This is a genomic window from Pseudonocardia oceani, from assembly GCF_019263585.2.
GTDB lineage: Bacteria > Actinomycetota > Actinomycetes > Mycobacteriales > Pseudonocardiaceae > Pseudonocardia > Pseudonocardia oceani.
The window spans coordinates 949,292-962,837 of sequence record NZ_JADQDF010000001.1 but is presented as its reverse complement, the minus strand read 5'-3'; the positions used below and the strand labels follow the sequence as shown (position 1 = coordinate 962,837).

Genomic DNA, 13,546 nt, shown 5'->3' with positions numbered 1-13,546 from the left:
CCGCGACCCGCAGCAGGACCTGCTCGCCACCAACGCGCTGGGCCGGCGCCTACTCACCGGTGATCGGCGACGGCGGCCGCGCCCACGACGTGCGCACCCACGGCACGGGCACCAAGCGCTTCGCCGACCCCGAGGTGGGGGAGCTGGTCCTCGCCTACGAGGAGCCGGCGATCACCGCGGAGCCCGGCCTGGCCCTGCTCGTCTCCACCGCCGAGCCCGGCGGCAGCGCTCCCCCCCCGCACTACGGAGCCAGAACGCTATCGGGGACGGCCTCGCCGCGGCGTTCCGGCTCCGAAGTGCGTCGGAGAGGGTGGGTGGGCAGGCTCAGCGGGTCGAGCACCGGCATCGGGTAGCCCTCGGCCGGCGCACCGCGCCCTCGTCGGGGCTCCGTGTCCTGGTAGCCGCTCAGGACCCGCAGGGTCCCCTCCGCGCTCTCCAACACGAACTGCGCGATCGACATCGGTGGGGCCCGCTCGCGTCCGGGCCGGGGCGGTGGTGCCGCGGCCAGCCACAGGATGAGACGCCGCAACGGAGGGTGGTTGGCTGGCCGCCGAACCGAGCAATGTCCCGGCCATCACCTGCGGCGGCGGAACCTTTCGGAAGAATGTCGGCGCGGATGTCGAGAACGGCGCGGCGGCCCCGTCCCCGGGGTGGATGCGGCCGACGGGGCCGCACCGCAGAGAAGGAGACCACCATGAAGTACCTGCTCCTCAAGCACTACCGCGGCGCTCCTGAGGCCGTCAACGACGTGCCGATGAACCGGTGGACGCCCGCCGAGGTCGAGGACCACGTGCGGTACATGGGCGAGTTCGCCGCGCGCCTGGAGACCACGGGGGAGTTCGTCGACAGCCAGGCGCTCTCGCCCGAGGGCGTGTGGGTCCGGCACGACGGCGAGGGACGCCCGCCGGTCACCGACGGCCCGTTCGCGGAGACGAAGGACCTGATCGCGGGCTGGATGATCATCGACGTGGAGAGCCACGAGCGCGCCCTGGAGCTCGCGGGGGAGCTGTCGGCGGCGCCGGGCGCCGGCGGGAAGCCGATCCACGAGTGGCTGGAGCTGCGCCCGTTCCTCGGCGCGGCGCCGACGGTCACCGAGTGACCGGGCCCGGCCGGGTCGTCGACGCGCGGCTGCTGCGGGAGGTGGCGCCCGGCGTCATCGGGATCCTGGTCCGCCGCGGCGCCGACTTCGCGACGGCCGAGGACGCCGTGCAGGAGGCGCTCGTCCAGGCCGCGCTGACCTGGCCGCAGCGCCCGCCCGACGACCCGAAGGGTTGGCTGGTCACGGTCGCGTGGCGCAAGCTCGTCGACGCCCGCCGGTCCGAGGCCGCGCGGCGCGACCGGGAGGACCGGGTGGCGGTCGAGCCGCCGCCCGGTCCGGCCGCGGCGGCGGACGACACGCTCGCGCTGTTCTTCCTGTGCGCGCACCCGTCGCTGCCCCCGGCGTCGGCGGTGGCGCTGACGCTGCGCGCCGTCGGCGGCCTCACGACGAAGCAGATCGCCCAGGCCTACCTCGTGCCGGAGGCGACGATGGCCCAGCGCATCAGCCGGGCCAAGCGGACGGTGCGCGCCGTGCGGTTCGACGCGCCGGGCGACCTCGCCACCGTGCTCCGGGTGCTCTACCTGGTGTTCAACGAGGGCTACACCGGCGACGTCGACCTGGCGGCGGAGGCGGTCCGGCTGGTCCGCCAGGTGGCCGCGCACACCGACGACGAGGAGACCGCGGGCCTGCTCGCGCTGGTGCTGCTGCACCACGCGCGGCGGCCGGCGCGCACGCGGGCGGACGGCAGCCTGGTCCCGCTGGCCGAGCAGGACCGCTCCCTGTGGGACACCGCGTTGATCACCGAGGGCGTCGCGGTCCTGCAGGCGGCGCTGGTGCACGACCGGCTCGGGGAGTTCCAGGCGCAGGCCGCGATCGCCGCCCTGCACGCCGACGCCCCGCGCGCCGAGGAGACCGACTGGCCCCAGATCGTCGGCTGGTACGACGAGCTGCTGCGGATCACCGGCAACCCGGTCGTGCGGCTCAACCGGGCCGTCGCGGTGGGGGAGGCCGACGGTCCGACGGCCGGGCTGGCGGCGCTGGCCGAGGTCGATCCCGCCCTGCCCCGCCACACGGCGGCGTCGGCCTATCTGCACGAGCGGGCGGGCGACCTGCCGGCCGCGGCGCGCCTCTACGCCGAGGCCGCCCGCGGGGCCACCACCCTCGCAGAGCGCCACCACCTCGCAAAGCAGGCGGCGCGGATAGGTCAGGAGTTGATGCGGCTTCGCCACCCGTGAGTGGCAACCAGGGCTATAGCCCTGGTTCCCACTCACGAGCGGCGGAGCCGCAGCAGTTCGGGGAGGTCGCGCGCCACGATCTCGTCGTCGGTCAGATCGGACGCCCCGCCGTCGGTGGCGCCGCCCAGCCACACCTCGCCGGTGGTGCCGTCGATGGTGATGAGCTCGCCCGCGCGGAAGACGACCGCACCGTCGGCCGTGGTCACCTCCGCCGCCCCGACCACCAGGTCCGCCGCACCGACGACGGCGGGGATGCCCCAGCCGCGGGCGACGACGGCCGCGTGGCTGACGAGCCCGCCGGTGCTGGTGAGGATGCCGACCGACACCGACATGCCGTGCACGTCCTCGGGACTGGTCTCGGGCCGGACGAGGACGACGTCGCCCTCGGAGTCGGCGGCGGCGTCGGCGTCGAGCACGGCGGCCCCGCTCACCCGCCCCGGCGACGCCCCGAGGCCGGTCGCGACCGCACCGGCGATCGCACCCTGCCGCGCCGCCGCGACGACCTCGGCCCGCGCCCGCTCCCGCTCGTCGTCGGAGACGCGGGCCGCGGCCTCGGCGGGGGTGAGGGCGATCGCGGGGTCGTCGACCATCTGCGCGGCCAGCCGCACCGCCGCCACCGCCCCGCGCTTGCCGACGCGGGTCTGCAGGATCCACAGCGTGCCGCGCTCGACGGTGAACTCGACGTCGCACATGTCGCGGTAGTGCCGCTCCAGCCGGGCGAGGTGCCCGACGAGGTCGGCGTGCGCGCCGGGCAGGTGCGAGGCCATGTCGTCGAGGGTGAGCGTGCGGGCCGTGCCGGCGACGACGTCCTCGCCCTGCGCACGGGGCAGGAAGTCGCCGTAGGGGCGGTTCGCACCGGTGGAGGGGTCGCGGGTGAAGACGACGCCGGTGCCCGAGGCGTCGTCGAGGTTGCCGAAGACCATCGCCTGGACGTTCACCGCGGTGCCGACGTCGCCGTCGATGCCCTCGCGGGCGCGGTAGGTCTGCGCGCGGGGGCTGTCCCAGCTGCGGAACACGGCCTCCACCGCGCCGCGCAGCTGCGCGCGGGGGTCCTGCGGCACGGTCACGCCCAGCCGCGCGAGGACGTCCCGGATCTCCCCGACGCGCGCCCGCAGCGCCTCGGCGCCCACCGGCGCGGGGGCGTGCCCCAGCACGTCGGCGTCGACGCCGAGGACGGTGGTGGCGTACATGGTGAGGAAGCGGCGGTAGCTGTCCCAGGCGAAGGCGGGGTCACCGGAGACCGCGGCCAGGCCCTCGACCGTCGCGTCGTTCAGGCCCAGGTCGAGGACGGTGTCGAGCATCCCCGGCATCGAGCGCGGGGCGCCGCTGCGCACGGCGACGAGCAGCGGGTCGGCCGGGTCGCCCAGGCGCCGCCCGATCCGTGACTCCAGCGCGGCGCAGTGCTCCTCGACCGCGGCGTCCAGACCGTCCGGCCAGCCGCCCTCGCGGTAGGCCCGGCACACGGGCAGCGCGATCGTGAAGCCGGGCGGGACCGGGAGCCCGAGCACCGACGTCATCTCCGCGAGCCCGGCGCCCTTGCCGCCCAGCAGGTCGGCGAGCTCGCGCGGAGGCGTGCTGTGGGGGTGGTCGAACGCGTAGAGCTCCAGCGTCGTCATCGTCGTCATCGTCGTCGGCACCGTCAGTGCCCGTCGGCCGCGGACCGCTCGCGGCCCAGCGTGCTCAGCAGGTCCTGGTGCAGCTCCATCCAGGCGTCGTGGTAACTCTCCGACAGCGGGGCGGCGAACGCCGTGCGGTCGCCCGCGACGAGCCGCTCGCGCGCGGCGGTGAAGGCGCGCGGGTAGCGGTCGTAGCGGGGCAGCGCCCCGGCGAGCCGCGCGGTGAGGGCGACGACCCGCTCGTGCACCGGCCCCAGGTCCTCCACGACGGCCGCGTCGTACGCCGCGTCGCCGTGGTCGTTGATCGAGCCGTCGGGACGCATCTGCCAGCGCGTGCACAGCGCCTTGAACGGCTCGTTGAGCGCGAGGAACGCCGTGTTCGCCTCCTCCACGGCGGCCTGCGCCCCGCGCTGCTCCAGCTCCCCGGCGAGCAGGGCCGCGTGCGCCGCCCGGCCGTCCGGGGTGAGCACCCAGCCGCTGATCCGGCCCGAGCGCTCGGTGGCCAGGCCGTCGGCGCGGGCGGTCTCCAGGACGCCGGTGACGACGTCGACGTCGAGCCCCGTGCCGCGCGCGACGCGGTCGGCCGCGACGAAGCCGCCCAGGCGCAGCAGGTGCATCACGAGCAGCCGGGGGTCGGTGTCGGTGGGGGTGGCGGTGGGGGTGGCGGTGGGATCGTCGTCGGTGCGCACCGGATGGCCTCTCGGTAGGACGGTCAGGACCGCCGCGGCTCGTGCACCGCGGCGAGCTGGAGGTGGCTGGTCTCGTTCAGGGTGAGCAGCTGGCGGCGGCCGTCGCGGGAGGCGGCGACGCGGCTGATCGAGGTGTACGCGGGCTGGAAGAACATGCCCCGCGGACGGCGCAGGACGGTGCCGAGGAAGGAGTTGATCACCCCGGAGTGGCAGACGACCGCCACCACCGACGACGCGTGGGCGTCGATGATGTCGGCGAACGCGGCGGCGACCCGCGCCTCGAACTCGTCGGGGTCGAACGTGTGCGCGCCCCACACCCCGGTCTCCAGCGCCCGCCACAGCGTGCGCCGCGCCTCCGGGCCCGCGGTGCTCAGCTCGGGCGGGGTGTAGCTGGTGGCGCCGTGGTCGAACTCGCGCAGCCGGTCGTCGACGGTGAGCGGGACGACTCTGCGGGCGGTGATCGCCTCGGCCGTCTCCCGCGCGCGGCGCATCGGGCTCGTGTAGACGACGTCGGGCCCGGGATCGGCGGCGAGGTAGCGGCCCAGCAGGTCGGCCTCGGCGCGGCCGGGCTCGGTCAGGGGCGGGTCGACGCCCGCACCGGTGGCCGACTCCTCGGGCCGGGGCCGGCCGTGGCGGATGAGCAGCAGCTCCATCAGGTCGTCTCCACGGGCCGGTAACGGTCACGAAGGGGCTGCAGCAGGATCTTCCCGGCGTCGCTGCGGGGCAGGGCGTCGACGAAGTCGACCGTGCGCGGGCACTTGAAGCCGGCGAGGCGCGTGCGGCAGTGGGCGATCAGCTCCGCGGCGAGCCCGTCGCCCGGCCGCGCACCGGGGGCGGGCACGACGACGGCCTTCACCTGCTCGCCGAACTCGGCGTCGGGGACGCCGAGCACCGCGACGTCGTCGACGGCGGGGTGCAGTGCGAGGGCGTCCTCGATCTCGCGCGGGTAGACGTTCACGCCGCCGGTGATGATCGTCTGGCCCAGGCGCCCGGTGAGGTACAGGTAGCCGTCGTCGTCGAGGCGGCCGAGGTCGCCCACCGTGCCCCAACCCGGCGTCGCGGCCAGGTCGGCGGTGCCGTCGTCGGCGCGGGCGGGGTCGGCGGCCCCGGGCTTCGCGAACCACACCGCGCCGACCTCGCCGGGCGGCAGCGGCCGGCCCTCGGCGTCGGCGACGTGCACCGCGCTCTCCACCGACCGCCCGACCGACCCGGGATGGGCCAGCCACTCGTGCGGGCCGATCGTGGTGCGGCCGTAGCCCTCGCTCGCGCCGTAGTACTCGTGGACGATCGGGCCCCACCAGTCGAGCACCGCCCGCTTGACGTCCGGCGGGCAGGGCGCGGCGGCGTGCACGGCGACCCGGTGCGTCGACAGGTCGTAGCGGGTGCGCACCTGCTCGGGCAGGCGCAGCAGCCGCACGAACATCGTCGGCACCCACTGGCTGTGCGTGACGCCGTACCGCTCGATCGCGGCGAGCGCGCCCTCGGCGTCGAAGCGCTCCATGAGCACGACGGTGCCGCCGAGCTGGTGCACCGACTGCAGGAAGCCGAGCGGGCCCGCGTGGTAGGCGGGGCCCGGGACGAGCAGCACGTTGCCGGTGTCGTCGAAGCCGAGCGAGCGCATCAGGCCACCGGACCGGACGGGGGCGTCGGCGGGGTGGCGGTCCTGCGGGTGCACCCGGAACGGCTTGGGCCGCCCGGTGGTGCCCGAGCTGAACAGCAGCCGCCCGCCGAGGGTCTCGACGAGGCCGAGGTCGCGCGGGGTGGCGTCGAGGGCGGTGTCGTAGTCGTCGTCCCCGCCCGAGCCCACGACCAGCCACACGACGTCGTCGCCGAGCCCCGCCCGCGCGGCCGCCTCGCGGATCGTCGGCGCCAGGTCCGCCGAGGTGACGACCGCGCGCGGTGCGGCCTCCTCGACGACGGGCACCAGTTCGTCGGCGGTGAGATGGCGGTTGGCCGCGCCGAGGTAGAGGCCGCTGCGCCAGCAGGCCCACGGCACCTCGCCCCAGCGCACGTCGTTGCCCAGCAGCAGCAGGACGGTGTCGCCGGGGGGCACGCCGCGAGAGCGCAGCAGTGCGGCGAGCCGCGCACTGCGGTCGTCGAGCTCCGCGAAGGTGCGGGACTCCCCGCTCTCCGCGAGGACGATGGCCGGACGGTCGGGGACCGTTCGGGCGACGCTGCCGGGGTGCACGCGACCTCCGAGTCGACGATGTGGGCCAACGGTACGAGGCCGGGAGCGCGAGGACAAGCCGAGAAGTGACTAGCGAGTCGCAGTAGTGGAGCGCAGGGCGGTGAGGCCGCCGTCGAGCCGCAGGTCGACGCCGTTGAGCCAGGACGCCTCGGGCGACAGGGCGAACTCCACGACGGCGGCGACCTCCTCGGGCCGGGCGTGGCGCCCGACCAGCTCGGCCGCGACGTCGAGCGAGGGCATGGTGGCGCGGAAGTCGGCGAGGATCGGCGTCTGCACCGGGCCCGGGCTGACGCTGGTGGCGCGGACGCCGCGAGGGTGCAGCCGGGCCGCGAGGTGGAGTGCGTAGCGCTGCACGAGCTGCTTGGAGAGCTGGTAGGCCTCCGGGCCGGCCAGACCGAGGGCGGTCAGGCGGGCGGCGAGCACGTCGTCGGGCAGCGTGACCAGTGCGGCCGCCTCCTCCTCGGTGGCGGTGCCGCGGTAGCCCGCCATCGAGGACAGCAGCACGATCGCGCCGCCGTCGGCCAGGCGGGGGAGGAGCGCCTCGGTGAGCCGGCGCAGGCCCAGGAGGTTGACGCCGTAGACCGTCTCCGGGGCCGCGGTGCCCGGGACGCCCGCCACGGCGGCGAGGCCGTGCAGCGGTCCCGCGCCGATCTCCCCGACCGCCGCGGCCACCGACGCCGGGTCGGCCAGGTCGCAGGTGACGCGGACGACGCCGTCGGGGATCGTGGCGGGGGTGCGGTCGACGCCGATCACCCCGTGCCCGGCGGCGACGAGGCGGGCGGCCAGCGCCGCGCCGATGCCCGACGCCGCTCCGGTGACGACGACGCGCCGGCTCCCGGTGCCGGTGGGGTGGCTGGACATGTTGCGCACCCTGCCATCCGTCCGTCAGAATGTATAGCGTCAGTCGCAAAATCGTCGGATGGAGCTGAGGATGGCCACGACCAGGCCGTGTCCCGGGGTGCAGACGGGTGCGCCCGACGACGGGCCGGACGAGTTCGACCTGCTCGACGCCCGGCTGTTCGCCGACGACCGCGACGGCGACGTGTTCCGCCGGCTGCGCGAGGACGCGCCGCTGTTCTGGAACCCCGGCCCCGGCGACAAGGCCGGCTTCTGGTCGCTCACCCGCTACGCCGACATCGAGGCGGTGGCCAAGGACGCCGCGCGGTTCGGCAACGGCGAGGGCACCCAGATCCCCAGCCGCCGGGCGGAGGGGAGCGGGCCGCGGCAGATCCACAACATGGACGCCCCCGACCACGGACCGATGCGACGCCTGCTCACCAGCACGTTCATGCCCCGCGCCGTCGAGAAGCTGGCCGGACGCGTGGAGGAGGTCACCACCGCGCTGCTCGACGAGGCCCTGGAGCTCGGCGAGCTCGACTTCGTGAAGGTCATCTCCTCGCGGCTGCCGCTGCTGGTGTTCGCCCCGATGCTCGGCGTCCCCACCGCCGACGCCGACCTGCTGCTGCGCTGGACCAACGAGTCCAGCAGCGAGGACCCGGAGTACTCCGCCGGGCCCGAGACGGCGGCGAAGGCGCGCGAGGAGCTGTTCGCCTACTACGCCGGGCTCAGCGAGGAGCGCCGCGCCTGCCCGCGCGAGGACATCGTCAGCACGCTGGTGCAGTCGCGGTTCCGGGATGCGCCGCTCACGCAGGACTGGCTCAACCCCTACTACATGGTGCTGACGGTCGCGGGCAACGAGACCACCCGCAACCTGCTCAGCGGCTCGGTCGCCGTGCTCGGGCAGCGGGACCTGTGGCCGCGGCTGCGCGAGGGCGGCCCGGAGCTGCTGCGCACCGGCATCGAGGAGATGGTGCGCTGGATGTCGCCGGTGGTGCACATGCGCCGCACCGCCACCACCGACGTCGAGCTGCACGGGCAGACGGTGAGGGCAGGGGAGAAGGTCGTCCTCTGGTTCTCCTCGGCCAACCGCGACGAGCGACAGTTCGAGGCGCCCGAGGAGTTCCGGCTCGACCGCACGCCCAACCGCCACCTCGGTTTCGGCGCGGGCCCGCACTTCTGCCTCGGCGCGCACCTCGCGCGCATGGAGACCCGCGTCTTCTACGAGCAGCTCATCGCGCGCGACATCCACGTCGAGCTGCTCGGCGAGCCCGACCGCCTGCTGTCCAACTGGTTCCGCGGCATCAAGCGGCTGCCGGTGCGGATGACGCAGGGCCGCCGGTGACGGCCGGCGTCGGCACCCGGCGCCCGGGCGCCGACCTCGTCCGCGACCGCACCGACCACCTGATCGGCGGCCGGTGGGTCCGCTCGACGGGGGAGCCGGTCGCGGTCGTCGACCCGGCGACCGAGCGGGTCGTCGCCCACGTCCCGGCCGGCACCGCGGCCGAGGCCACCGCGGCCGTCGACGCCGCGCACGCCGCCTGGCCGGCCTGGGCGGCCACCGGCGTCGCGGAGCGGGTGGGGCACGTCCGCGCGCTGGCCGACGCGCTGGACGCGGCCGCCGAGGAGATCGGCGGCGTCGTCGCCACCGAGGTCGGGATGCCCTGGCACCTGGCCGTCCCGGCGCAGGTGCGGATGCCCGCGCAGGTCCTGCGCACCACCGCCGACCTCGCCGAGGGCTACCCGTGGCGCGAGCCGACGTCGGCGGGGGAGGTGCTGCGCGCCCCCGCGGGCGTCGTCGTCGCGATCACGCCGTGGAACATGCCGCTGCACCAGATCGCGGCGAAGATCGGCCCCGCGCTGGTGGCGGGCTGCACCGTGGTGCTCAAGCCGAGCGAGGTCGCGCCGCTGTGCGCCTACGCCCTCGCCGAGCTCGTCGTCGCGGCCGGGCTGCCGCCGGGCGTCGTCGACGTCGTGTCGGGCACCGGGCCCGTCGTCGGGGAGGCGCTGGTGCGCGACCCCCGCACCGCCGTCGTCTCCTTCACCGGCAGCGTCGGCGCCGGGGCCCGGGTCGCCGAGCTCGCCGCGCCCGGCATCAAGCGCGTCTGCCTGGAGCTGGGCGGCAAGTCGGCGAACGTCCTGCTCGACGACGCCCCGCTCGACGTCGCCGTGCCGAGCGCGGTGCAGCAGGCCTTCTTCAACTCCGGCCAGGCCTGCAACGCGCTCACCCGCCTCCTCGTGCCGGCCGCCCTGCACGACGAGGTGTGCGAGCGGCTGGTCGCCGCCGTCGGGGAGATCCGGACGGGCGACCCGTTCGACGCCACGAGCGACCTCGGCCCGCTGGTCAGCGCGGCGCAGCGGGACCGCGTGCGCGGGCACGTCCGGCGCGCCTGCACCGACGGCGCGCGGCTGCTGACCGGTGGCCCGGACGCCCCCGACGGGCTCGACGTCGGCTACTACCACCGCCCCACGGTCTTCACCGACGTCCCGCCCGACCTCGCGCTCGCCCACGAGGAGGTGTTCGGGCCGGTGCTCGCGGTGCAGGTCTACGACTCCGGCGACGCGGGGGCCGTGGAGCTGGCCAACAGCACCGACTACGGGCTCGCCGCGGGCGTCTGGTCGGCCGACCGCGACCGCGCCCGGGCCGTCGGCGCCCGGATCCGCGCCGGGCAGGTGAAGGTCAACGGCGTGCGCACCCGCGACAGCCTCGACGCGCCGTTCGGCGGCTACGGCCGCTCGGGGCTGGGCCGGGAGCTCGGCCGCTACGGCATCGACGAGTTCGTCGAGATCACGTCGCTGCTGGGCTGAGCGCCGCGAGGGCCACCGCGCACCGCCACGATATGGTGAGAGGCGTTCACAAACCCGCGTCGGAGGTGCCGGTGGCCCAGCAGGATGCGTCGCCCGCGGCCGAGGACGGCGTGGCGGCGGTGAAGCAGCCGGTGCGGCGCGGCAAGAACGTCCGCGGGCTGCGCACGCGCCAGGAGCTGCTCGACGCCGCGCTGAGCTGCTTCTCCGAGTACGGCTACGCCCGCACGCGGATCTCCGACATCGTCTTCCGCGCCGGGGTCTCGCAGGGCAACTTCTACCGGCACTTCGAGAGCAAGAACGAGATCTTCCTCGAGTCGCTGCGGCCCAGCCTCGACGAGCTCACGGCCTCGACCGGGCGCTCCGTCGTCGGCAGCGGCGTCGACCTCGACACGATGGTCGTGCTCGCCACCTCCTACCTCACCTCCTACACGCGCAACCGGCACATCCTGCGGGTCATGCGCGAGGCCGCGGCGTCCAGCGCGGAGGAGGGCTTCACGCAGCTGTGGCTGCAGCAGCGCGCCGGCTACGTCGAGCGCACCGGGCGCTGGCTGCGACGGCTGCACCAGCAGGGCGCGATCGCCGAGACCGACTTCGACCTGCTGGCCGACGTCCTCGGCTCGACCATCGAGCAGACCGCGTACGTGCACATCGGCCTCGCCCCCGAGGCGCCCCGGCCCGAGCGGATCCACGCGCTCGCGGCCGTCGTCGGTGCCGTGTGGCACCGCGCCCTGCCGCTGGTCGACGGCCCGCACACCGGTCCCGGCTCCGCGGTCTGAGCTCCCCGTCGGATCGGCGCCGCGAGGTGCCGCCGACGGGTTGACAGCCGATCGCCACCGCGCCACGATGTGACTCGTTCGTCGCAGAACGGGGAGAGTGCTCCGGCTCCGCGACGCCCGACGCGGTCCCGGGAGCTTCCTGCCGGGCTGCAGGCCCCGGCCCGAGCACGAGCGACCGTGCCACTCGAGCCCCAGTGACGAGGGAGACCGCTTCCGTGACCGACTGGCCGATCTTCGACCGCACCTCGAAGACCTTCCCGCTCTACTCCCGCGCGAACGTGGGCGAGATCTTCCCCGACCCGATCTCGCCGCTGAACGCCTCCATCGGCTTCCAGGCCAACCTGGAGCCCGGCTGGGAGGCCGCCTTCGTGGCCTGCAGGGTGTGGGACCACGACATCTACGACAAGACGGTCGACCGCAACGTTCTGCCGGCCTTCGGCAGCTACCTCTACATCAACATGTCGCTGATGCGCCTGTTCGGCGTGCGGGTGCCCGGGATGGGTGCCGAGGCCGTCGACCTGCAGTACTTCGGCGACATGCCGGGCATTCCGTCCTACGAGAGCGAGAAGCGCGACTTCGACGACGACCCCGCGTTCTCCGAGCAGGCCGGTGGCTGGCTCATGAACGAGGTGCTCCTCGCCGACGACCTGGGCGCCTACGACGCCGACCGCGCCGACGTGCGCGCCGTGCGCGAGTCCCGGCCCGACCTGTCGGCGCTCACCGACGAGCAGCTCGTCGAGCGCCTCACCTCCTACGCCGACCTGCAGACGCGGCTGTTCCAGCACCACATCGAGTCGAGCCTGAAGTCCGGCGTCGGCCTCGGCGCGATCGGCCAGCTCGCCGCGGCCGTCGGCAAGCCCGAGCTCGGGCTGACGCTCGTCAGCGGCATCGGCGACGTCGACTCCACCGGCCCGTCCAGCGGCATGTGGGCACTGAGTCGCAACGCCCGCACCGGTGCGGTGGCGGCCCTGTTCGACGCGGGCGTCCCCGGGCTCTACGAGCGCATCGCGGCGAGCGACGACGCCGCCGTCGTCGCTTTCCGCGCGGAGCTCGACGCCTTCCTGGCCGACTGGGACTTCCGCGGCCCCGCCGAGTGGGAGCTGCGCGCCGACACCTGGAGCCTCAGGCCCGAGCTCGCGCTGCACACCGTCGACCGGATGCGCGGGATCGGCGACGACGAGGCGCCCCAGGTCAAGAACGCGGTGCGCGTGCAGGAGCGCGAGGCCGCCACCGCCGTCGTCCGCGAGCTGCTCGCGGGCGACGCGGAGGCGCTGGGCCAGTTCGAGGTCGCGCTCAAGGCCGCGGCGCTGTGGCTGCGGGGCCGCGAGCGGTCGCGCACCACGTCGGCGATGCTGGTCCACGAGCTGCGCCTCCCGGCGCTGGAGCTCGGGCGCCGCGGCGTCGAGGCCGGCCACCTTGACGACGCCAAGCAGGTCTTCATGCTGTTCGGCGACGAGCTGCCCGCCTACCTCGCCGACCCGGGATCGTTCACCGAGCAGGTCCGCACGCGCGAGAAGACCTACGTCGAGCTGTTCGACTACGAGCCGCCCTTCGTCGTCGTCGGCGAGGTCCCGCCGCTGTCGGAGTGGAAGCGCCGTTCCGACCGCACCCACACCGCCGCCGTGGTGGGGGAGACCATCCAGGGCGTCTCCGGTTGCACGGGCGTCACCCGCGGCCGCGCCCGGGTGCTCACCGACCCGAACGACCCGTCGGCGCTGGAGCCGGGCGACATCCTTGTCGCCCCGATCACCGACCCGTCGTGGACGCCGCTGTTCGTGGCGGCCGCGGGCGTCGTCGTCGACGTGGGCGCGCCCTTCTCGCACGCGGCGATCGTCAGCCGCGAGCTGGGCATCCCGTGCGTGGTGTCGGCCACCGACGCGACCGGCCGCATCCCGGACGGCGCCCTGATCGAGGTCGACGGGACCAGCGCGACCGTCACGATCCTCGAGGTCTGAGCCGGCGTCGGGTGAGGGATGCTGCACCTCCGACCCACCCAGGAGGATCCGTGGCGCTGTTCGCCCTCACCTACCGCTACATCGACGACCCCGACGCCGTCGCCGCCCACCGTCCCGACCACCGCGAGTACCTCGACGGCTTGGTCGGGACGGGGGAGCTGGTGGTGGCGGGGCGCCTCGGCGAGCCCGGCCCGGCCGGCGGCCTGCTCGTGTTCGACGTCCCCTCCGCCGACCGGGTGCACGAGCTCGCCGACGCCGACCCGTTCTGCGTGCAGGGCGTGGTGGCGGAGCGGACGGTGCAGAGCTGGCCGGTGACGATCGGGGCCGACCGGCTGGAGCCGCGCGAGCGGTAGGCGCCCGCCGCCGCCCCACCCCGACCCGGTCGCAGCGGGAGCCCGACTCG

The 13,546-nt window shown here is 75.1% G+C and carries 13 protein-coding genes; 8 read left to right on the top strand and 5 right to left on the bottom strand.

Annotation, left to right across the window (positions count from 1 at the left end; genetic code table 11):
* The first annotated feature begins 59 nt into the window (after window positions 1-59).
* The 3 genes from I4I82_RS04825 (at window position 60) to I4I82_RS04815 (ending at window position 2,274) form a co-directional block, all read left to right on the top strand.
* Window positions 60-353: an MmyB family transcriptional regulator gene (locus I4I82_RS04825; protein WP_218590476.1), complete on the top strand. Its 294-nt coding sequence runs from the start codon at window positions 60-62 to the stop codon at window positions 351-353.
* 341 nt (window positions 354-694) lie between these two features.
* Window positions 695-1,099, top strand: a complete 405-nt coding sequence (locus tag I4I82_RS04820) for a YciI family protein (protein ID WP_218590477.1) — start codon at window positions 695-697, stop codon at window positions 1,097-1,099.
* Entirely contained in the window at window positions 1,096-2,274 is a 1,179-nt protein-coding gene (locus I4I82_RS04815; protein ID WP_218595298.1) for an RNA polymerase sigma factor, read from the top strand. The genes I4I82_RS04820 and I4I82_RS04815 overlap by 4 nt, the downstream gene beginning before the upstream one ends.
* A 32-nt stretch (window positions 2,275-2,306) precedes the next feature.
* Here I4I82_RS04815 and I4I82_RS04810 read toward each other — a convergent pair whose 3' ends face one another.
* The 5 genes from I4I82_RS04810 to I4I82_RS04790 all read right to left on the bottom strand — a co-directional run bounded on the left by I4I82_RS04810 (window position 2,307) and on the right by I4I82_RS04790 (window position 7,628).
* The gene (locus tag I4I82_RS04810) at window positions 2,307-3,890 is read right to left on the bottom strand and encodes a PEP/pyruvate-binding domain-containing protein (RefSeq protein ID WP_218595297.1); all 1,584 of its coding nucleotides are present in this window, start codon (window positions 3,888-3,890) and stop codon (window positions 2,307-2,309) included.
* A 23-nt stretch (window positions 3,891-3,913) separates the two neighbouring features.
* Complete coding sequence (locus I4I82_RS04805; protein WP_218595296.1) at window positions 3,914-4,579, bottom strand: MarR family transcriptional regulator; 666 nt, start codon at window positions 4,577-4,579, stop codon at window positions 3,914-3,916.
* Between the two features lie 23 nt (window positions 4,580-4,602).
* Window positions 4,603-5,232 (bottom strand): histidine phosphatase family protein, encoded by a 630-nt coding sequence (locus I4I82_RS04800; protein WP_218595295.1) that lies wholly within the window; start codon window positions 5,230-5,232, stop codon window positions 4,603-4,605.
* Window positions 5,232-6,767, bottom strand: coding sequence for an AMP-binding protein (locus I4I82_RS04795; protein ID WP_218590282.1), 1,536 nt, complete (start codon window positions 6,765-6,767; stop codon window positions 5,232-5,234). Before I4I82_RS04795 ends, I4I82_RS04800 begins: the two co-directional genes overlap by 1 nt.
* Before the next feature lie 69 nt (window positions 6,768-6,836).
* Window positions 6,837-7,628 carry an SDR family oxidoreductase gene (locus I4I82_RS04790; RefSeq protein ID WP_218595294.1) on the bottom strand — a complete coding sequence of 264 codons (792 nt, stop codon included), beginning with the start codon at window positions 7,626-7,628 and terminating at the stop codon, window positions 6,837-6,839.
* Window positions 7,629-7,698: 70 nt separating this feature from the next.
* On the opposite strand from I4I82_RS04790, the gene I4I82_RS04785 reads away from it, so the two are divergent.
* From I4I82_RS04785 to I4I82_RS04765, 5 genes are all read left to right on the top strand, one after another.
* Window positions 7,699-8,949 (top strand): cytochrome P450, encoded by a 1,251-nt coding sequence (locus tag I4I82_RS04785; protein WP_218595293.1) that lies wholly within the window; start codon window positions 7,699-7,701, stop codon window positions 8,947-8,949.
* Window positions 8,946-10,412, top strand: coding sequence for an aldehyde dehydrogenase family protein (locus I4I82_RS04780; RefSeq protein WP_218595292.1), 1,467 nt, complete (start codon window positions 8,946-8,948; stop codon window positions 10,410-10,412). The genes I4I82_RS04785 and I4I82_RS04780 overlap by 4 nt, the downstream gene beginning before the upstream one ends.
* 71 nt (window positions 10,413-10,483) lie before the next feature.
* Complete coding sequence (locus tag I4I82_RS04775; RefSeq protein ID WP_226369880.1) at window positions 10,484-11,188, top strand: TetR/AcrR family transcriptional regulator; 705 nt, start codon at window positions 10,484-10,486, stop codon at window positions 11,186-11,188.
* Between the two features lie 215 nt (window positions 11,189-11,403).
* Window positions 11,404-13,143 (top strand): PEP-utilizing enzyme, encoded by a 1,740-nt coding sequence (locus I4I82_RS04770; RefSeq protein WP_218595290.1) that lies wholly within the window; start codon window positions 11,404-11,406, stop codon window positions 13,141-13,143.
* A gap of 50 nt (window positions 13,144-13,193) precedes the next feature.
* Window positions 13,194-13,496, top strand: a complete 303-nt coding sequence (locus I4I82_RS04765) for a YciI family protein (RefSeq protein WP_218595289.1) — start codon at window positions 13,194-13,196, stop codon at window positions 13,494-13,496.
* Window positions 13,497-13,546: the final 50 nt, after the last annotated feature.

Coding starts and splice junctions, on each gene's coding strand:
- I4I82_RS04820 (WP_218590477.1), top strand. CDS start 695: ATGAAGTACCTGCTCCTCAAGCACTACCGCGGCGCTCCTGAGGCCGTC.
- I4I82_RS04800 (WP_218595295.1), bottom strand. CDS start 5,232: ATGGAGCTGCTGCTCATCCGCCACGGCCGGCCCCGGCCCGAGGAGTCG.
- I4I82_RS04810 (WP_218595297.1), bottom strand. CDS start 3,890: ATGACGACGCTGGAGCTCTACGCGTTCGACCACCCCCACAGCACGCCT.
- I4I82_RS04790 (WP_218595294.1), bottom strand. CDS start 7,628: ATGTCCAGCCACCCCACCGGCACCGGGAGCCGGCGCGTCGTCGTCACC.
- I4I82_RS04785 (WP_218595293.1), top strand. CDS start 7,699: ATGGCCACGACCAGGCCGTGTCCCGGGGTGCAGACGGGTGCGCCCGAC.